A 19,689-nucleotide genomic window follows, 5' to 3' on the forward strand; every position below is an offset into this window, starting at 1 on the left:
AAATTTGGGTCTTTTTTTCGTTTAAAATGTTTTCGAAACTTTATCTATCGCTCGAATGGTAAAATCGAGATCCTCATAGGTTAAAGCATCAGTAATAAACCACGTTTCGTAAGCGGATGGTGCAATATAAATTCCTTCCTGCAACAATCCGTGGAAAAATTTCTTGAACGTTTCGTTATCGCCATTTGCAGCGGTTTTAAAATCAACAACCGGAGCTGCGTCAAAATGAACCGAAATCATTGAGCCAATAGTGTTGATTGTAAATGTGACATTGTTTGCTTTCAGCACTTTATCAATTCCTGCAGCCAAATATGCTGTTTTTTCTTCTAATCTTTGAAAAATAGCACGATCACTATCTAAAGCCTGTAACATCGCTAATCCTGCGGCCATTGCTAATGGATTTCCTGACAATGTTCCTGCCTGATAAACGGGCCCTAACGGAGCCAGATAATTCATGATTTCTTCGCGAGCGGCAAAAGCACCAACAGGCAATCCTCCACCGATTACTTTCCCAAAACAAACAATATCAGCCGTTATGTTAAGCAATTCCTGAACACCGCCAGCAGCAAGCCTGAAACCAGTCATTACCTCATCAAAAATCAACAGAATTCCATTATCAGTACATAATTGGCGTAAGCCTTCTAGAAAGCCTTTATTGGGCGGAATACAACCCATATTCCCCGCAACAGGTTCCACAATTATGGCAGCAATTTCATTTTTATTGGCTTCTATTAAAGTAGATACATTTTCTAAATCATTGTATTTTGCAAGCAAAGTATCTTTGGCTGTTCCTGCCGTAACTCCAGGGCTGTTTGGTGAACCAAAAGTAATGGCTCCACTTCCCGCTTGGATTAAAAACGAATCTGAATGACCGTGGTAACAACCTGCAAATTTTATTATTTTATCTCTTTTGGCAAACCCGCGAGCCAGTCGTACAGCACTCATACAAGCTTCGGTACCGGAATTTACAAATCTAATTTTATCAATATTTGGAACCATGGAAACAGCCAAAGCTGCAATTTGCGTTTCTAATTCTGTTGGCATTCCAAATGAAGTTCCTAACTTCGCTTTCTCAATCACGGCTTGTACTACCGGCTCGTAAGCGTGTCCTAAAATCATTGGTCCCCAAGAATTGATATAGTCAATCAAACGGTTTCCATCTTCATCGTACAAGTAAGCACCTTTGGCACTTTTGACAAAAATTGGAGTTCCTCCTACTGCTTTAAATGCTCTTACTGGTGAGTTTACACCTCCTGGTATTACTTTTTCTGCTTCAGCAAAAAGCTGACTACTTCTTTTATATAACATTTATGAATTATGAATTATCGTTATTTTTTAAGTTATTTTACTACCAATTTCTGTCCAATAGAAAGTGTATTGTCCGAAAGATTATTCTTTTGTTTTAAATCTTCTACCTTTAATTCGAATTTTTTCGAAATAGAATATAATGTATCTCCTTTTTGAACAACATAGGAAGCCAAACCGTTACTGGCTATATTTCTGTGTTCCAGCTTTAATTCCTCCACAAGCTGTTTTTCATTCGAAACATAATTGACATCTAAAACCTGATTGTCATATTGATCCAAATTGTAACGTTCAATGTATGAAATTAGTTTATCCGGATATTTTGGATCTGTAGCATAACCCGCAGCTCTTAATCCTCTTGCCCACGCTTTGTAATCATCTTTGGAAAAACCGAAAAGCTTAGCATACCTGCTTCTTCCGGTCAGGAACAAAGCATGATCCTTGAATGATTGCGATGGATTATCATACTTACGGAAACATTCTTGTGCTGAATCATCATCGTGTTTTACACTCTCACCAGTCCAACCTTCGTGGCATTTTATCCCAAAATGATTATTGGCATTTAAGGCTAAATCTCCTCTTCCTGCACCTGATTCTAAAATTCCTTGTGCCAAAATAATACTTGCAGGAATGCCATAATTCCTCATATTTCCCATGGCAACATCTTTATATTGAGAAATATAAACTCTGACAATATCATTAGTGACAACAGTTCTTGAGGTAGAAACAATTGTTTCTGTTTCGTTCTTTTTTTGTTCTGGTCTTGTGGGTTTTGAAATGATGGGTTTTGTGCTGTTACTGCTTACTGGATTCGTTTTTTTAACGGTTCTTACAACTTCTGATTTTGATTTTAAAGGTGCTTTTTTGGTTGTTACAATAACCGGCTTTGTGGCATTACAACCTATCAAAGTCAGTATTATAAAAATTAGTAGGATTTTTTTAAACATTGATATCTATTGTTGGTAATTGTTTGTTTTTTAATTTAATATTCATTCCCTGAATTCCCTGAATTCCACCCGTATGAATGAGCAAAATTTTTGATTCGGCAGGAAAATAATTCTTTTGTATCAAATCTATAACGCCAAAAACCATCTTTCCCGTATAAATAGGGTCTAAAGGAATTTGATTTTCAGTATAAAACTGATTGATGAACTCGATTAATGCTTCATTTACTTTTCCGTATCCACCAAAATGATAGTCCGTTAGTAACTCCCAATTCTCATTTTGGACAAAATTACAAATTTCCTCTTTTAAAAAATCACCTTTTAAAGCAGGAAATCCTAAAACTTTTTGGTGCGGTAAAACACTGTTAATGATTCCCGAAATAGTTCCGCCAGTGCCTATTGAACAACAAATATAATCAAAATCAGCATCTTCCGGAGTTAGTATTTCCTGACAACCTTTGATTGCTAAATCATTTGTCCCGCCTTCTGGAATCAGATAAAAACTACCGACGTTTTGTTTTAAATTTTCAATAAAAGACACTTCACTTTTTAATCGGTATTCTTCCCGAGATATAAATTCTAGTTGCATGCCGCAATTTTGAGCGAATGACAACGTGGGATTCTCAGTAACTTTACCTGCCAATTCATCTCCGCGAATAATTCCTATGGTTTTAAATCCATTCTCTTTTCCTGCAAAAGCCACTGCGGCAATATGATTCGAAAAAGCACCGCCGAAAGTCAACAGCGTATCGTGATTTTCTGTTTTCGCCTGAAGCAAATTGTATTTTAGCTTTCTGAATTTGTTTCCCGAAACAAAAGGATGTATTAAATCTTCCCTTTTGATTTGGACAGAAATAGCGTTCGGAAATGATGTTAGTACCTTTTGATTCAAACCATTTTATTTTTTACAAAGGTAAAATTAATCTATAATAAAAAATGCAACCTCTACAGATTGCATTTTTGGTGCTTTTTTTAATAAATTCTAGTTTTTAATAATCACTTTTTTACCAACAACCAATTTGTCTTTGGTACTCAATTTTACAATGTATATTCCATCTCCTAAACCGGAAGTTGAAAATTTATACGAGGCATCAACCCCTAAATCTTGTTTAACAAAAATCAATTTACCCGCTACATCGTATAAACCACAAGTCTCAAGATCCATCAATAAAGGATTATCGATTGTCAAATTTTTTGTTGAATTATTTTGAAAAATCACAAAACTTTGCTTGGCTGTTTCCTCTACTCCTAAAGTGCTGTTCGTTTTAAAAGTTATTTCAAACTGAGTATTATTTTCTCCTGCCGGCAATTCTAATTCATGAAAGTCATTTGTAATATCATAATATAAATCCCTTACTTTATCGTGTAAATAAACGGTGTTGGCAGCCGTGAAATTAATCATTTCCTGAACCGTAATTTTGTAATTGGCTGCTTTTGCATTTCTAAAACCAATTGGGATTTTTTTATCAATGTCAAAATTTACAGCATTAATCACAAAATCTGCGCCATCTAGAACAAAGTAAACATCAGCCGGAGTGCTGTCACTTGAAGACATCGCGTCCATCGCACGATCAATCCCATCAGTTGCTTCAGGAATCAACGCCAAAGCCAATTGACGCACCCCTTGATTATTCATCAACGTATTGAATTTTATTTGTGGCGTAGGTGCTAAACTTACTGTTGTGTAGTCAAATCCCGATACCGCTTGCACCGGCTCCATGAAACCAGTATTGTTTCTTGTTTTGGTAGATTTTATCATTTTTTCAGGTGCAGGACTGCTTACTGGCTCCTTGACAAACATTCGGTAACTGTTTTTCATCTCTACAAAACCGTTTGCGATGCCATCAATTAGAAAGCCCTGACCAATCGGTGAAAAACGTCTTTCATAAGTTCCTCCAGTTGCACCTGCACTGCCTTCATTTCCTGAACCATCATACGAATAAAAAGTGGCAGGAACATAAACTCCTGTGCTTCCCAAATTACCAGGGGCAAAAGTAGCATAACCTCCTTTATAATCCGCTATATAATGCGAATTCACAGTTTTATCCTGCTCCCAAAAATAAGCTATTCCGCTACAATTTGTTTGTTCAATTAAAAAAGCAGATAAATCGATTGCTGATGGATACGGATTCCCTGTCAATGTAAATTGCTCAATTGCAACAGGAATACTTATTGTTCCATCATTTGGTTTTCCTCTAAAATCATATCGTTGCTTACTTCCGGGATTATTTTGAACTCCGTTTATTGTAAATCCATTTGTTCCTGATGTGCCTTTCATTGTGAATCCTTCTCCAGCATTCAAACTAGAATTAGATCCTACCTGAATCCAACTTGAATATTGTGATGAAACTGTTAATTTATTAATCCAAAACGGTGCTATCGCTAATGGACTTGCCGAACCGTTATAATTATTCATTGGCAATATCGCAGGTTCATTAAAAGTTACTAAACCACTCACATCCTTAAGTTGAGTCACTCCAAAAGGAGAATTTCCAGCCACAGCAATATTTCCTCCCACTGGAGAACACCAATAGTCATATTGAAAATTATTAGTGTTCCCTTCTTGAAAAACAGACAAACTTCCCAGACCTTTATTTGCACCAGCTGAAGTTGAACCCTGCAACAACTGCGCATTTTCCCTTAGATAAAAATTGCTGGTTGCCGCATTTAACTCCAATTGTTGTTTTATAAAAACAACTTCATTACTGGCAAAAACGTAAGTGTTTGGACTTACATACATTTGTGCATTTACATTGCTCTGAATTAAAAAACCAGTCACAACTAGCAGTATTTTTTTTAGTATTTTTGAGTTCATAAGCGGTTGATTTAAATTAATTTGTAACCAATATTTTATTTATTAATCCTATATTTTTCCAATTATCATAAAGCATTTAAAAAACTTACTATGAATCTATTAGATGTAATTTTTTATAGTTTTTAAGCCTTTTTCTTCCCATTTTCAATGAAACCAATCGCATAATTGCTTTTATGGGTTAAATCTACGAAAAAAACACATTAGCAAACCGCATAAATACCGATAAAAAGTACAAATAATCGTTTAAATACATCTTTTTGTATTTAAAATATACAATTTCTTACATAATTAAATTTAAAAACAGAAGGAAATAATCCTAATTGTTAAACAGTGATTTTTTGTAAAAAAAGTGCTTTAAATTTGAAGTGATTGTCTTTTAAAAAAGAATAAAATCTAGCGCTTAGAAAAGCTTTTTTTTTGATTAAAAGAAAAAATTAGAATCTTCCAAGACAAAATTTCTTTTGTATGCAAAAGCTATTTTTTCAAAAACAAGTAGTTACAAAATTGAAAAATAGATCGGTTTTTTAAATAGTCTAAATTTGATTCATTCGAATACGCTTCTCGCTCGAAACTGATATTTCTATAAGCCAAATTTGCATTTTGATACTGAACCAAGCGAATAAGATATTCCATCAAATACCAAATAAAAAAAGGAAGAATTAATAACTCTAGCTGTTGGCGAAGATGGATTTTTTCGTGATTGACTAAAATTATATTTTGTTTGTCTTTAGGGAATTTTACCAATACAAAAGGAAATAGTGTCAATCCACGGAATCCTTTTGGAATTAAATATTTAGCAACAATCAGAAACATTCGCTATAAAATTTATAAATTTGTAATGATAAAATGGTTCTATTTAATGAAAAACTCAATCGTTTGAGTTGACGTTGATGAATCATAAAAACTAAATGAATTTTACAATAGAACATTCCCAAATATGATTGACCAAAGTAATGAAAATAAATTGATAGAAGGGGAAGATTTCTATTACACACCGGAAGGATATAAATGTTTTACCGAAAAACACCATTTAAAACGAGGATATTGCTGTAAAAGTGGTTGCCGTCATTGTCCTTATGGTTTTGATAAAAAAACAGGAAGTAATAAAAAGTAAGCAGTGTTAAAGCCGTATTATTCAGTTTCATTAATTGGATAAATGCGCATTTACAACAACACAATACACATCTAAAACATGACTTTTCAAGAACAAATACAACAGGGGATTCCTTCGGTTTTACCAAAACCAAAACCATACGAAACAGATATAAATCACGCACCAAAGCGCAAAGAAATACTTTCGATAGAAGAAAAAAAACTGGCTTTATGCAATGCCTTACGTTATTTTGAACCGCAACATCACGCCGAATTAATCAAAGAATTCTCGGAAGAACTGGAAACCTACGGCCGTATTTACATGTACCGTTTGCGTCCGGATTATAAAATGTATGCGCGACCAATTGCTGAATATCCTGGAAAATGCGAACAGGCAAAAGCGATTATGCTGATGATTCAAAACAACTTGGATTATGCCGTTGCACAACATCCGCATGAGTTAATTACCTATGGTGGGAATGGAGCCGTTTTCCAAAACTGGGCACAGTATTTATTGACGATGCAATACTTATCGGAAATGACCGACGAGCAAACATTAACTATGTATTCCGGTCACCCGATGGGATTATTCCCTTCCCATAAAGAAGCACCACGAGTTGTTGTCACTAACGGAATGGTCATCCCTAATTATTCTAAACCGGACGATTGGGAAAAAATGAATGCATTGGGCGTTTCTCAATACGGACAAATGACAGCAGGAAGTTACATGTACATTGGTCCGCAAGGTATTGTACACGGAACAACCATTACCGTTTTGAACGGTTTTCGTAAAATAAAATGCAGTCCAAAAGGCGGCTTATTCGTAACTTCCGGTTTAGGCGGAATGTCTGGCGCACAACCAAAGGCCGGAAACATTGCCGGTTGCATCACGGTTTGTGCCGAAGTAAACCCAAAAATAACACACATTCGCCACAGTCAAGGATGGATCAATGAAGTGGTAGAAGACGTGGAGGAACTCGTGAGAAGAGTCGCTTTGGCCCAAGCCAATAATGAAATTGTTTCCATCGGATATCTTGGAAACGTGGTTGATGTTTGGGAAAAATTTGACGAAGAAAACATCCATATCGATTTAGGCTCTGATCAGACTTCGCTCCATAATCCTTGGGCGGGTGGTTATTATCCAGCTGATCTTTCCTTTGAAGAAGCCAATGAAATGATGGCTAATAATCCTGATTTATTTAAAATAAAAGTTCAGGAAACATTACGCAGACACACCACTGCTATCAATAAACATACTGCCAAAGGAACGTATTTCTTTGACTACGGAAATGCTTTCTTACTGGAAGCTTCCCGCGCCGGTGCTGATATCATGGCGGAAAACCACATCGATTTCAGGTATCCAAGTTATGTACAGGATATTATGGGACCCATGTGTTTTGATTATGGTTTTGGCCCTTTCCGATGGGTTTGTGCTTCGGGAAAATCGGAAGATTTAGCCAAAACAGATCTAATTGCTTGCCAAGTTCTCGAAGAAATGGCAAAAACAGCTCCCGAAGAAATTCAGCAACAAATGCAGGATAATATTCATTGGATAAAAGGCGCTCAGGAAAATAAATTGGTTGTGGGTTCTCAAGCTCGAATTCTTTATGCTGATGCAGAAGGTCGCGTAAAAATTGCGGAAGCTTTTAATCAGGCTATTGCAAAAGGCGAAATAGGAACAGTCGTTTTGGGTCGCGATCACCATGATGTTTCCGGCACTGATTCGCCGTACAGAGAAACTTCAAATATTTATGACGGCTCCCGTTTTACAGCAGATATGGCGATACAAAACGTTATTGGAGATAGCTTTCGTGGCGCCACATGGGTATCCATTCATAATGGCGGAGGAGTTGGTTGGGGTGAGGTAATTAACGGTGGATTTGGTATGGTTCTTGATGGTTCAAAAGAAGCGTCAAAACGGTTAGCATCAATGCTTTTCTGGGATGTCAACAATGGGATTTCCCGAAGAAGCTGGGCTAGAAATGAAGGCGCATTATTTGCCATCAAAAGAGCCATGGAGACGCAACCTTTGTTGAAAGTCACCATCCCTAATATAGTAGCCGACAATTTGTTGGATTTTTAAAAATTTGAACGTATCTTTAATAACATTTAGTAATCTAATAATCAAGCCATGAAAGCAATTAAACTCCTCCCAGTACTTTTACTTTTCCTAGCTGCCTCTTGCAGTTCCGTAAAAGTATATTCCGATTATGATAACAAGGTAGATTTTAGTCAATATAAAACATACGCTTTTCATAAAAAAGGTATCGATAAAGTTGAGATTTCAGAATTGGATAAAAAAAGAATACTCAATGCAATAGATCGAGAATTAAGCTTAAAAGGGATGACCAAAAGTGAAAATCCAGATTTGCTTATCAATATACTTACCAAAGAAAGAGAACGAATTGACGTAAACCAATACAACGCCGGTTGGGGTTACGGTTGGGGATGGGGATGGAATCCTTATTTATGGGGAGGCCGCAGCACTTTTGTTTCCTCATCAACAGAAGGAACATTATACATCGATTTAATTGATGCTAAGAAAAAAGAATTGGTTTGGCAAGGAGAAGGCGTTGGTTATTTGACTGAAAATCGTAGTGAAAAAGAAAAACGAATCAACGAATTTGTAGCCAAAATTTTAGAGCAATTTCCACCTAAAGCAAAATAGTTTCCCATCAGAATCAATCATAAAAGTCTACCTTTGCGTAGGCTTTTTTTATACCAAATCATGACACCACAAACCGACATTACTACATTCGACGATATCAAATTACTGGTTGATACTTTTTATTCTAAAGTTCAAAAAGACGAATTTATTGGACCCATATTCAATGAAAAAATAGGCAATCGCTGGCCAGAACATCTGGAAAAAATGTATCGCTTTTGGCAAACTATTTTACTCGAAGTACATTCGTATTCCGGAAGTCCATTTCCGCCGCACAAACAGTTACCGGTTGCCAAAGAACATTTTGACCGCTGGATGGAAATTTTCACACAAACTACCGATAGTTTATTTGCAGGGCCATTAGCCGATGAAGCGAAATACCGCGCTAAAAACATGGCAGAAATGTTCAATTACAAAATTGATTATTTCCGCAATCTTGAAAAAAATCAAACGAACAATTCATAGTTTCTAAAGTGTTTTTTTAATCCAAAATCAGTTCCTTTTTGCAAACAGCAACACATTCCTTTATGCATAAATTATTATTTCTTGCAGTATTTCCAGCTTTTCTATTTTCTTGTTCCAATTTAAAACAAACCGTTGATAGTAAATCAACTCCCAGTTTAAAATTAGTCAGTTCAATTGAAATTCCTTTTGATGAAATGTTTCAGAATACAAAAGTGGGCGGATTATCCGGAATAGATTATGATGCAAAAAACGATTTGTATTACCTAATATGTGACGATAGATCTGTGTTTAACGATTCTAGATTTTATACAGCAAAGATTAATTTGTCCGAAGACAAGATAAAAAGTTTTGCTTTTCAAAACGTAACTTATTTGAAAGATCAAACCGGAAAAAGTTATGGCAATTGGAATACCAGTCCAACCACTTCAGCCGATCCGGAAGATATGCGATACAATCCAAAAACGAATTCTTTAATTTGGAGCAGCGAAGGCGCGCGAGTGATTACTGCCGATAAAGAAGTTTTACAAAATCCTTCTTTGAATTTCATGGATTTAAAAGGTGAATTTCTTGGCAATGTTACCTTACCTGAAAATTTAAAAATGAAAAAACTAGAAAAAGGCCCGAGAAACAACGGGACTTTAGAAGGAATTACTTTTGACAAAAAGTATAAAAATATCTATACCAACATTGAAGAACCCCTTTTTGAAGACGGCGACCAAGCCAATACCAGTAAAGGAGGTTTGATCAGATTTTATCAATTTGATGCCAAAACAAAAAAGAATACCGCTCAGTACGGTTATCAACTGGAACCTATTGCGCTTGAGCCCAATCCGAAAGGAGCTTTTGGAGTAAATGGCGTTTCGGCAATTCAGTATTATGGTAAAAATCAGTTGTTGGTAATTGAACGTTCCTACTCGACCGGAACACAAGCCTGCACGGTAAAAGTATTTTTGTGTGATTTAAAAAAGGCAACTAATGTGAAAAATTACGCTTCTTTACAAAACCAAAAATTAGAATTGGCTTCTAAAAAACTGGCCCTTAACATGGATGATTTGGGGATTTTTATAGATAATATTGAAGGACTTACTTTTGGACCAAAATTGGCAAATGGCAATCCATCCATCATTTTTGTTTCGGATAATAATTTTTCTGATAAGCAGAAAACGCAGGTTTTGATGTTTGAGTTGGTGAAGTAGTAAATCCAAAAAATAGCTATCAATCCTCTATCCAGTTCGCCAAAGAACATAATCAGTACCAACAAAAATGAGAATACACAATGTTTAATTTAGCGGAAGTCAATGAAACATAATTGGAGAATGTTTGAAATTATCCTATCTGGAATTCAGATTTGCCTCGGTATTTTAATATTGTTTTTTGTCTCTTTAACTTGTAATCAATATTATACTTTTTTGTGGAAAAATCCATTAATGGACCATCAGAGCATTGTTCAAATGGCTGTCAGAAAAAATATAACTGTAGTAATTCTATCACTTATTGCTATTTCATCAGCAATACTTTTAATCAAAAACCTATCGAAAGGCTGGGTGATGAGTGTTATAACTTGGATTATGCTTACAATAACATTGATTATTAACTCCTATCGATTAAACCAAAGCAAACCTAATGAGTTAGATTTAATTTCTATATTTATTATAGGAATAATTACAGTTGTATTTATAGCTATTGTATTCGCATTAAATAATATAGAATTCAAACGGAAATACAGCCCAACCATAAAAAACTGGATTTTCATAGCAATTTCTATTGTTGTACTGACAGCTTTAAAATTTTTATAAGCTTAAACGAGAGTGTGACGAACTGAGCAGAATTTGTAAGTGGAATGTATTGATGAGATTACTTCGTTCCTCGCAATGACTGAACGCAACTGAATTATGTTGAATTATCTAATCTCAAATTAAACCCCAACTCCCCTAACCCCGATTACAATGAAAAGCTTTTTGCGAAAGCCGTTTTGATTTTTCTTGTTTATAAAAAGCGACCAAAGGAAGCTCTTTTATGAACTTTTGAAAAATAAACGGGTTTGCAAAAACTTGCAATGAAAAGCGGGAAATAGCTCCTGAAATTCGTACTTTTGCAGTAGAACTACAACGTTTTCGATATGAACTCAACTATAGAAAGCAATCCGTTATTAGACCGATTGCCAAAGCACTTAAAACAATTCATTAAGCCTCAGGATTATAGTGATTACACGCCCATAAACCAAGCGGTTTGGCGTTATGTGATGCGCAAAAATGTAGATTATTTATCAAAAGTAGCACATAGTTCCTACCTCCAAGGGTTGAAAAAAACCGGAATAGAGATTGACAATATCCCGAGTATGTACGGCATGAACCGTATTTTGACCGAAATAGGCTGGGCTGCAGTTGCAGTGGACGGATTTATTCCGCCGAATGCTTTTATGGAATTTCAGGCCTATAATGTGCTTGTAATTGCTTCTGACATTCGCCAACTCGAACATATTGAATATACGCCTGCACCGGATATTATTCACGAAGGTGCCGGTCACGCTCCCATTATTGCCAATCCGGAATATGCGGAATATTTGCGCCGTTTTGGCGAAATAGGCTGTAAAGCGATTTCTTCGGATAAGGATTATCAAATGTACGAAGCCATCCGTTTGCTTTCGATTGTGAAAGAAGCCGAAGATACTCCCCAAGCCACTATTGATGCTGCTGAAAAAGCGGTCGAGGATTTGCAAAATAACATGGGTGAATTATCTGAAATGGCGCAAATCAGAAACCTGCATTGGTGGACTGTTGAGTACGGATTGATTGGAACTGTAGAAAATCCTAAAATATATGGCGCCGGTTTGTTGTCATCAATTGGCGAAAGTGCGCATTGTATGACCAATGAGGTAAAAAAAATTCCTTATGATATATCGGCAGCCAACCAGAGTTTTGACATTACAAAACTGCAACCACAACTGTACGTAACTCCGGATTTTGCTTATTTAAGCTTAGTTTTAGAAGAGTTTGCGAATAAAATGGCACTTAGAACAGGCGGTTTATCGGGAATAGAAAAATTAATTGATTCGAATGCGCTTGGAACAATTGAATTGAGTACTGGTTTACAAATTTCGGGTATTTTTAGTTCCGTAATTGAACATGAAGGTAAGCCAATTTACATACAAACTACTGGAAAAACGGCTTTGGCTTACAGAGAAAAAGAATTAGTAGGTCATGGAACTTTGACACATCCCGAGGGTTTTGGAAGTCCAATAGGAAAACTGGAAGGCATCAATCTTGCCATTGAAGACATGAGTCCAAAAGACTTGAATGCCTATGATATTCTGGAATCTAAAACGGTAAAACTAGAATTTGAAGGTGGTATCACTGTAGAAGGCGAAATTATAACAGGTTCCAGAAACTTACAGGGAGAAATTATTCTGATTCGCTTTAAAAATTGTACTGTAACGCACGGAGAAAAGATCTTGTTTCAACCAGAATGGGGAATTTATGATATGGCAGTTGGTAAAAAAGTGATTTCTGCTTTTTCTGGCCCTGCTGATGTGAATAGCTTTGATTTGATTTCGCATGTACCAACAAGCAAAACCATTAAGGCGAAACATACCGCAGAACGTGATGATTTAGAGGTTTTATACCAAACAATTCGGAACATAAGAGAAACGAAGGATACCGAAACTTCATTAGCTCCAATTTTTGATAAATTACGAACCATTCATCCAAACGATTGGTTGTTAGCTGTTGAAATTACCGAGCTTCTGAATGACCGAAAAGAACCGCAATTATTGCAGGAAATAATGGTTTATCTGGATCAATTGAAAGTAAAAAGACCCGAAGTAGCACATTTAATTACCGGTGGTTTGGATTTGATTTTCGACAAGGAGAAAGCTTAAAAAAAAGGAACCGCAAATTCACAAATTTTAGAAAACTCTAATAATTTGCGAATTTGCGGTTCATGTTTTAATTACAATTTTATTTTTTGTCCGAAATCTTTCTCGGTTTCGATAACTTTTCCTTCGTATTTTAAAGTCCAACCCAACTGACTCGTTGTGATTAATAGTTTAGACAACTCGCTGATTAATCGATTTTGAGCATTTGTTTTCAAGGTTGACTTCTCAATTTTCTTAGCCAAATTCGCTTTTACTGATTTGTTGATTTTATTGTAATCATCACCCGTAAACGGATTCAATTTACTTTGTTCGACATCATAAAACTGGATATCAGGGCTGATTTTTATTTCCTCTTTTGGAATGCTTACAATCGTGATGGTTTTATTTACCTCATCGATATCGTATTTCATTTTGTGCAAATCATACGCAACAGTTACATCGGCATTGACAACAACCAAAGCTTTTTTCTCGAAAGAGAGCATATCCAACAAATATTTTTGCTGATTTTTATAGGTTATCACTTCAGAGAAATGACCTTCGGTAACGACCAATTTACCTACGTTTAGGATTTGTTGCTGAATGAGATTTGTGTTGTACGTGATGTCTTCATCATCGTTTTTCTTAAAATCGCAATATTTGAACAATAAAAATATTCCTCCGATAACTGCTATTGCAATAAGTATTCTTCTAAGCATAATTAAAATTTCATAAATGAATATTGATTTTCCAATTTAGTGATTTTTTCTCTGACTTTGGACTGAAACTTTAAATGACTTTCAGAAATCGGATTAAAAGGCTTGTGCGAAAGACTTTTTTGGACATTCTCCACTTCATCCATCGTAGCAAAGGCAGTTTCAGAAATTCTAGTTTCTTTAAAACGTTTCCAAATATAATCGATTGCCACTTGATTAGGATGTAACATATCTTCAGTATAGAAGCGGTAATCACGAAGTTCATCCATCATGATTTCGTATGAAGGAAAGTAATTTATAGTCGAAAGTCGAAAGTCAAAAGTCCCATGAAGCGCACTAATTATATTGGCCTTGCTCCATTGGTTTTCGACAAAACCATCTTTGATGTGTCGTACCGGTGAAACCGTAAAAATAATAGCGCAATCAGGGTTTACAGCATCAATTAATTCCAGCGTATTTGCTATACTTTTTTCTATTTCTTCAACAGAAAGCAACTCTTTCTTAAACTGCTTTTGTGGCACTTTATGGCAGTTCGCCACAATAGAATCGCTTTCTATATTTCGATATACCCACGAAGTGCCATACGTGATAATGATATGCGTTGATTCAGTTATTTGTTGGTTAGTTGATTTGATTAGGGCATTCAAGGATGTTAATAAATCCTCTTTATTTGAACTACTCAAATCCGAATGCACATCAAAAAAATGCCAACGTTCATTATGAAAAAAAATATCTTTTTCTGTAAATTGCTTTTGGGATACAGCAAAATCTATAAGTTTTTCAATCGCCAACGGATGGAATAAAATACCAAATGGATTACAGGTATTTTGAAATTTAAAATAGTCCAGTTTCTCCGCCATATTTACTGCAAAACAAGAGCCTAAAGACATAATTTTCGAATTATAGTCTATGGGATAATTACTTTTAGAAATGGGGATTTGGGTTCTGAATTGCATTGTTTATAATTTACTACAAATTTCAATAATTTTAGCGAATAAAATGAGGTTTAGTTCTTTTTTCATTGGTATAAAAAAACCCTTTCAGAGTTTAAAACACTGAAAGGGTTTCTTAAACCTATAATCTTAAATCCTTATTCGTAAAAGTATTTAAAAGTTACATCATGGATATTGTTTCCATTATAAATATAAAACTCTTTCATCTCACTTGGATATCCATTAGCACTATAAGTATATTGATTGTATCTAGGAAAAGAGCCTGAAATATTAGATTTCAGAATGTTATTAAACCTATTCAAATGGTATCGTAATGTGGAAGCATTATAAAGAGGAGCAATCTCTTGAAACATAATTTTATTTAAACCTAAAACATCTTTCTTGGGGTTCGATTTCATATCATATTCAAAACTGCCAAAAAGAAAACTAGCATCCAAAGACTCTGACTTAACAAGATTTTTATTTGTATCAAAAGAAAATTTACCTTCCCATATTTGAGTTTCTATATTATCTCTAGAATCACTGGAATACATTTTACAACTAACCGTATTAGCATCTAATTTATTATAAACCAATCTCAAAACACCATTAAACGTATCAAAATATTGTTCTCTGGTCGAAGAAATTATTTCTTCGCTACTGTTGTACAAAAAATCTGTTTTAAGAACGAGCTTATCTTGATTACCAAAAATGTTTTTTACTTTTATACTAGTAATTAAATTACCACTGTAGGTGTATTCGGTTTTGTATTGATACAAAAAGCCTATATTTCCGACTACCGAAAAATCTTTTTTTGCAGTAACTTCACTAACAATTTTATTTCCATTGTAAACAAAATCAGTCGTGCTGATTTCTTTTCCATCCTTATCTAATTCAACAATTTTCTTAACGAGTACAGTTGATGGAGTTGCAGGTGTATCAGTTTCACCACTATCGCTTGAACAAGATGATAAAACTAACATCAAAACACCTAAAATTAAATTTATTTTTTTCATGTTATAATTTTTAATAAATAAAGCGATAAAAAAATAATTTAACACTATTAATTGCATAAAAAAACTCAAATATCTTGTTCCTAAGATATTTGAGTTTTGACATACATCTTGTTTTATATGTAAATATTTGTTACGTTAGTAGAAATACTCTGTTTTCAAATAACCAACATTTCCATTAGTAGCAACAGTATTTTCGGAAACCCGTTCAGTAGGGTAATTATCTAAATCGTATGTAAATGAGTTTTTGTATAAATAAGCAGATGATGTTATTTGGTCCTCTTTTGAAACACTTGTAATTACAGTACTGATTACGGTATTATTTTTCGAAATTTTATCGTTTATATTTAATAATTCTCTGAATCCCAAAACGTTAAATAATGGATTTTTCTTAGTGTCATAATCAAAACTAACGCTATATTTTGAGTCAACTCCAGCAGGCGTATTGTCGTAGGTTCTCTCTTCTTTTATCAAATTTTCATTATCCAAGTACAATATTCCGTGATATTCTTTAATTTCCTCATTCCCTGAATCTAATGTGAATCTTTCATAAGAAACTGTTTTGTCCAGATTATGAATGAAATTTATTTTATAATTACCTAAAGAAAGAACTCTCACTAATTTACCTTTGAGATAACTGTATTCAGTAGTTTCACGAAGCTGATTTGTTTTATTAAGTGTGACCATTTTAGAAATCAAACCATCCGCGTATGTAAAGTCTGTGCGGTCCTGACTTCCATCAATACTCACTATCTGGTTCCCATTATAGGCATATAAATAAGTTTGTGAAGTGCCTTTATTAGTTGTTTCCACAACTTTTGTAAGTAATTTGAAACTCTCTTCTGTATCATTTGTACACGAGGTAAGTGTATACACAAAAAACGAAAAGAATAAAAGTAGAACTATTTTATTTTTCATAATAAATCAATCGCTTCTACCATTTAATTTTGGCACAAAAGTCTGCAAACTTAGCTAAATAGAATTTTTACTGAAAAATTCATCGTTATAATCCTTATATTTCTGTTGAACTACTCCTTTTGAAGCGAATTCCAATGGAAGATAAAGATACAAAGACAAGGTTTTTGGCAAAAAAAACCCTTTTAGAACTTATGTCCTAAAAGGGTTTCTATCAAAAAAATAAACTTTTTCTACTTTACAAACTCAATTGCTTTTTCCAAAGCTTCCTGAATTCCTGCTACATTCTTCCCGCCTGCTGTCGCAAAAAACGGTTGTCCGCCGCCGCCACCTTGAATAAATTTACCCAATTCACGAACTACTTGTCCAGCATTTAGGTTTTTCTCCGCGACTAATTCTTTAGAAACATAACAAGTTAACATTGGTTTTTCTTCGTCGGCTGTAGCCAAAACTAAAAATAAATTATTACCTAAATTTCCTAATTCATAAGCAAGATCTTTTGCTCCTTCTGGATTCAAATCGACCTGTTTAGCTAAGAATTGAACACCGTTTATTTCCTGAATATCAGCAATTAAACTCGCTTTCATGTTTTTCACTTTATCTTTTACCAAAGTCTCAATTTGTTTCGCTAATTTGGCATTTTCTTCTTGCATCGAATGAACGGCTTTCAAAATATCCTGAGGATTTTTCAATGCTGATTTTACTTCATTTAATATATTTTCATACGAAGCAAAATGTGCTTTTACCGCATCACTTGTAATGGCTTCAATACGACGAATTCCAGCAGCAACCGCTCCTTCAGAAACGATTTTGAAATGCCAGATTTCAGCTGTGTTTTTTACGTGGATTCCACCGCATAACTCCATGCTTTCGCCAAATTTAATGGCACGGACCTCATCGCCATATTTCTCTCCAAAAAGCGCCATTGCTCCTTCTTGAACTGCTTGTGCAAAAGGAATGTTTCTTCCTTCTATTAATGGCAATTGTTCTTGAATCCTTGCGTTTACAAAATCTTCCACTTGTTGCAATTCAGTTTCCGTCATTTTAGCAAAATGAGAAAAGTCAAAACGCAAATAGTTTGGATTTACCAAGGATCCTTTTTGTTCCACATGTGTTCCTAAAATACTTCTCAAGGCTTGATGCATCAAGTGAGTCGCCGAGTGATTTCTGGAAGACAAGCTTCTCAAATCCTGATTTACTTTGGCCACAAAACCAGCGTTTACATTTTCCGGTAATTTTTTTGCAAAATGCAAAATCAAGTTATTTTCTTTTTTGGTGTCGATGATTTCGATAGTTTCATTTGCAGAAACCAATGTTCCTTTATCACCCACTTGACCTCCACCTTCTGGATAGAATGGCGTATTGTCTAAAACGATTTGGTATAAAACTCCGTCTTTTTTACTGTCAACCTTACGGATGCGAGTTATTTTTACGTCACTTTCTGATTGATCGTATCCTACAAATGTTTCTACATTTCCAGGAATCAATACCGACCAATCTTCGGTAGAAACTTCTGATGCAGCGCGGGAACGCGCTTTTTGTTCTTGCATCGCAGCGTTAAAACCAGCCTCGTCCAATTCGAATCCTTTTTCTCTAAGAATTAATGCCGTTAAGTCAATTGGAAATCCGAAAGTATCGTACAATTCAAATGCTTTTGTTCCAGAAACAATTGAACCTTTAGTTTCAGCAACTACATTTTCTAATAATTGTAATCCTTGGTCTAATGTTCTCAAGAAAGAAGCTTCTTCTTCACGAATCACATTTGTAACCAATTGTTGTTGCGATTTGATTTCTGGGAAAAATTCCCCCATTTGATTGGCCAAAACAGCAACCAATTGATTGATGAAAGGTTCTTTGGTGTTCAAGAACGTAAATCCGTAACGAATTGCGCGACGCAAAATTCTACGAATTACATAACCAGCACCAGTGTTTGATGGTAATTGTCCGTCGGCAATAGCAAAAGCCACCGCACGAACGTGATCGACCACTACACGAATAGCAATATTGGTTTTGTTTTGCTCTTCGCTAATATTTAAAACTTCGTTTGAAGTGTATTTTAATCCTGTAATTTGTTCTACTTTTTCAATAAGTGGAGTAAAAACATCGGTGTCATAATTCGAAGTTTTTCCTTGCAATGCCATACACAAACGCTCAAATCCCATTCCGGTATCAACGTGTTTCGCAGGCAGTTTTTCTAAAGAACCATCAGCTTTACGGTTAAATTCCATAAATACATTATTCCAAATTTCCACAACTTGCGGATGGTCATTGTTTACTAAACTTTTTCCTGAAACTAAAGCTTTTTCCTCTGCAGAACGTAAATCAACGTGAATTTCTGAACACGGTCCGCAAGGTCCCTGGTCGCCCATTTCCCAAAAGTTGTCTTTCTTGTTTCCAAGAATGATTCTGTCTTCGTCAATTAATTCTTTCCAAATATCCCAAGCTTCCTGATCGAAAGGTACGTTTTCATCCGCATTTCCTTCGAAAACGGAAACGTATAAGTTTTCCTTTGGTATTTTATACACTTCTATTAAAAGTTGCCAAGCCCAGTTGATAGCTTCTTTTTTGAAATAATCTCCAAAAGACCAATTTCCCAACATTTCAAACATGGTGTGGTGGTAGGTATCAAAACCTACATCTTCAAGATCATTATGTTTTCCTGAAACACGAAGACATTTTTGTGTATCGGCAATTCTGGTACTTTTTGGAGTTCCGTTCCCCAGAAAATATTCTTTGAACTGCGCCATTCCTGAGTTGTTGAACATCAGTGTTGGATCATCCTTAAGAACTATGGGTGCCGATGGAACGATTAAGTGCCCTTTTGATGCGAAAAAATCCAGAAATTGTTTACGTACGTCTTGTGATTTCATTATTAATTTTAGTTTAAAGTTTAAGGTTTAAAGTTAATTATCCCTGAAACTACATCTTTTACTATTCATTTTTTGCCCCAGATAAAAGTGAAAAGCTTCGAGATTTA

The 19,689-nt window shown here is 35.0% G+C and carries 17 protein-coding genes; 7 read left to right on the forward strand and 10 right to left on the reverse strand.

The window, feature by feature from the left end:
- Window positions 1-21: 21 nt before the first annotated feature.
- The 5 genes from hemL to IWX80_RS02545 form a co-directional block, all read right to left on the reverse strand.
- Window positions 22-1,308: a glutamate-1-semialdehyde 2,1-aminomutase gene (hemL, locus tag IWX80_RS02525; protein ID WP_196852034.1), complete on the reverse strand. Its 1,287-nt coding sequence runs from the start codon at window positions 1,306-1,308 to the stop codon at window positions 22-24.
- A gap of 32 nt (window positions 1,309-1,340) precedes the next feature.
- Complete coding sequence (locus tag IWX80_RS02530) at window positions 1,341-2,252, reverse strand: glucosaminidase domain-containing protein (protein ID WP_196852035.1); 912 nt, start codon at window positions 2,250-2,252, stop codon at window positions 1,341-1,343.
- Window positions 2,245-3,141: a 1-aminocyclopropane-1-carboxylate deaminase/D-cysteine desulfhydrase gene (locus IWX80_RS02535; RefSeq protein WP_196852036.1), complete on the reverse strand. Its 897-nt coding sequence runs from the start codon at window positions 3,139-3,141 to the stop codon at window positions 2,245-2,247. Before IWX80_RS02535 ends, IWX80_RS02530 begins: the two co-directional genes overlap by 8 nt.
- Window positions 3,142-3,231: 90 nt before the next feature.
- Window positions 3,232-5,064 (reverse strand): T9SS type A sorting domain-containing protein, encoded by a 1,833-nt coding sequence (locus tag IWX80_RS02540; protein WP_196852037.1) that lies wholly within the window; start codon window positions 5,062-5,064, stop codon window positions 3,232-3,234.
- 474 nt (window positions 5,065-5,538) lie between these two features.
- Window positions 5,539-5,877: a hypothetical protein gene (locus IWX80_RS02545; protein ID WP_196852038.1), complete on the reverse strand. Its 339-nt coding sequence runs from the start codon at window positions 5,875-5,877 to the stop codon at window positions 5,539-5,541.
- A 124-nt stretch (window positions 5,878-6,001) separates the two neighbouring features.
- On the opposite strand from IWX80_RS02545, the gene IWX80_RS02550 reads away from it, so the two are divergent.
- From IWX80_RS02550 to IWX80_RS02580, 7 genes are all read left to right on the forward strand, one after another.
- Window positions 6,002-6,178, forward strand: a complete 177-nt coding sequence (locus IWX80_RS02550) for a DUF5522 domain-containing protein (RefSeq protein ID WP_167400549.1) — start codon at window positions 6,002-6,004, stop codon at window positions 6,176-6,178.
- Between the two features lie 78 nt (window positions 6,179-6,256).
- Window positions 6,257-8,239, forward strand: coding sequence for a urocanate hydratase (locus IWX80_RS02555; RefSeq protein WP_196852039.1), 1,983 nt, complete (start codon window positions 6,257-6,259; stop codon window positions 8,237-8,239).
- A gap of 48 nt (window positions 8,240-8,287) precedes the next feature.
- The gene (locus IWX80_RS02560; protein ID WP_196852040.1) at window positions 8,288-8,824 is read left to right on the forward strand and encodes a DUF4136 domain-containing protein; all 537 of its coding nucleotides are present in this window, start codon (window positions 8,288-8,290) and stop codon (window positions 8,822-8,824) included.
- 60 nt (window positions 8,825-8,884) lie between these two features.
- Window positions 8,885-9,286, forward strand: a complete 402-nt coding sequence (locus IWX80_RS02565) for a group III truncated hemoglobin (RefSeq protein ID WP_114754934.1) — start codon at window positions 8,885-8,887, stop codon at window positions 9,284-9,286.
- Window positions 9,287-9,348: 62 nt separating this feature from the next.
- Entirely contained in the window at window positions 9,349-10,482 is a 1,134-nt protein-coding gene (locus IWX80_RS02570; protein ID WP_196852041.1) for an esterase-like activity of phytase family protein, read from the forward strand.
- A gap of 120 nt (window positions 10,483-10,602) precedes the next feature.
- Window positions 10,603-11,082: a hypothetical protein gene (locus IWX80_RS02575; protein ID WP_196852042.1), complete on the forward strand. Its 480-nt coding sequence runs from the start codon at window positions 10,603-10,605 to the stop codon at window positions 11,080-11,082.
- Window positions 11,083-11,405: 323 nt separating this feature from the next.
- The gene (locus IWX80_RS02580) at window positions 11,406-13,163 is read left to right on the forward strand and encodes an aromatic amino acid hydroxylase (RefSeq protein ID WP_196852043.1); all 1,758 of its coding nucleotides are present in this window, start codon (window positions 11,406-11,408) and stop codon (window positions 13,161-13,163) included.
- 71 nt (window positions 13,164-13,234) lie between these two features.
- Here the strand turns inward: IWX80_RS02580 and IWX80_RS02585 are convergent, their stop codons facing one another.
- From IWX80_RS02585 to alaS, 5 genes are all read right to left on the reverse strand, one after another.
- Complete coding sequence (locus tag IWX80_RS02585) at window positions 13,235-13,855, reverse strand: DUF4230 domain-containing protein (protein ID WP_196852044.1); 621 nt, start codon at window positions 13,853-13,855, stop codon at window positions 13,235-13,237.
- Window positions 13,856-13,857: 2 nt separating this feature from the next.
- Window positions 13,858-14,808 carry a GSCFA domain-containing protein gene (locus IWX80_RS02590; RefSeq protein WP_196852045.1) on the reverse strand — a complete coding sequence of 317 codons (951 nt, stop codon included), beginning with the start codon at window positions 14,806-14,808 and terminating at the stop codon, window positions 13,858-13,860.
- Between the two features lie 134 nt (window positions 14,809-14,942).
- A complete protein-coding gene (locus IWX80_RS02595) occupies window positions 14,943-15,800 on the reverse strand; it encodes a hypothetical protein (protein WP_196852046.1) in 858 nt (285 codons plus the stop codon).
- 135 nt (window positions 15,801-15,935) lie between these two features.
- On the reverse strand, window positions 15,936-16,715 hold the full coding sequence (locus tag IWX80_RS02600) for a hypothetical protein (protein ID WP_196852047.1): 780 nt from the start codon (window positions 16,713-16,715) through the stop codon (window positions 15,936-15,938).
- 230 nt (window positions 16,716-16,945) lie between these two features.
- Entirely contained in the window at window positions 16,946-19,582 is a 2,637-nt protein-coding gene (alaS, locus tag IWX80_RS02605; protein WP_196852048.1) for an alanine--tRNA ligase, read from the reverse strand.
- Window positions 19,583-19,689 lie beyond the last annotated feature (107 nt).

It is taken from the genome of Flavobacterium sp. CAN_S2, assembly GCF_015752255.1.
Lineage (GTDB): Bacteria > Bacteroidota > Bacteroidia > Flavobacteriales > Flavobacteriaceae > Flavobacterium.

Coding starts and splice junctions, on each gene's coding strand:
- hemL (WP_196852034.1), bottom strand. CDS start 1,308: ATGTTATATAAAAGAAGTAGTCAGCTTTTTGCTGAAGCAGAAAAAGTA.
- IWX80_RS02530 (WP_196852035.1), bottom strand. CDS start 2,252: ATGTTTAAAAAAATCCTACTAATTTTTATAATACTGACTTTGATAGGT.
- IWX80_RS02540 (WP_196852037.1), bottom strand. CDS start 5,064: ATGAACTCAAAAATACTAAAAAAAATACTGCTAGTTGTGACTGGTTTT.
- IWX80_RS02545 (WP_196852038.1), bottom strand. CDS start 5,877: ATGTTTCTGATTGTTGCTAAATATTTAATTCCAAAAGGATTCCGTGGA.
- IWX80_RS02550 (WP_167400549.1), top strand. CDS start 6,002: ATGATTGACCAAAGTAATGAAAATAAATTGATAGAAGGGGAAGATTTC.
- IWX80_RS02555 (WP_196852039.1), top strand. CDS start 6,257: ATGACTTTTCAAGAACAAATACAACAGGGGATTCCTTCGGTTTTACCA.
- IWX80_RS02560 (WP_196852040.1), top strand. CDS start 8,288: ATGAAAGCAATTAAACTCCTCCCAGTACTTTTACTTTTCCTAGCTGCC.
- IWX80_RS02565 (WP_114754934.1), top strand. CDS start 8,885: ATGACACCACAAACCGACATTACTACATTCGACGATATCAAATTACTG.
- IWX80_RS02570 (WP_196852041.1), top strand. CDS start 9,349: ATGCATAAATTATTATTTCTTGCAGTATTTCCAGCTTTTCTATTTTCT.
- IWX80_RS02575 (WP_196852042.1), top strand. CDS start 10,603: ATGTTTGAAATTATCCTATCTGGAATTCAGATTTGCCTCGGTATTTTA.
- IWX80_RS02580 (WP_196852043.1), top strand. CDS start 11,406: ATGAACTCAACTATAGAAAGCAATCCGTTATTAGACCGATTGCCAAAG.
- IWX80_RS02585 (WP_196852044.1), bottom strand. CDS start 13,855: ATGCTTAGAAGAATACTTATTGCAATAGCAGTTATCGGAGGAATATTT.
- IWX80_RS02590 (WP_196852045.1), bottom strand. CDS start 14,808: ATGCAATTCAGAACCCAAATCCCCATTTCTAAAAGTAATTATCCCATA.
- IWX80_RS02595 (WP_196852046.1), bottom strand. CDS start 15,800: ATGAAAAAAATAAATTTAATTTTAGGTGTTTTGATGTTAGTTTTATCA.
- IWX80_RS02600 (WP_196852047.1), bottom strand. CDS start 16,715: ATGAAAAATAAAATAGTTCTACTTTTATTCTTTTCGTTTTTTGTGTAT.
- alaS (WP_196852048.1), bottom strand. CDS start 19,582: ATGAAATCACAAGACGTACGTAAACAATTTCTGGATTTTTTCGCATCA.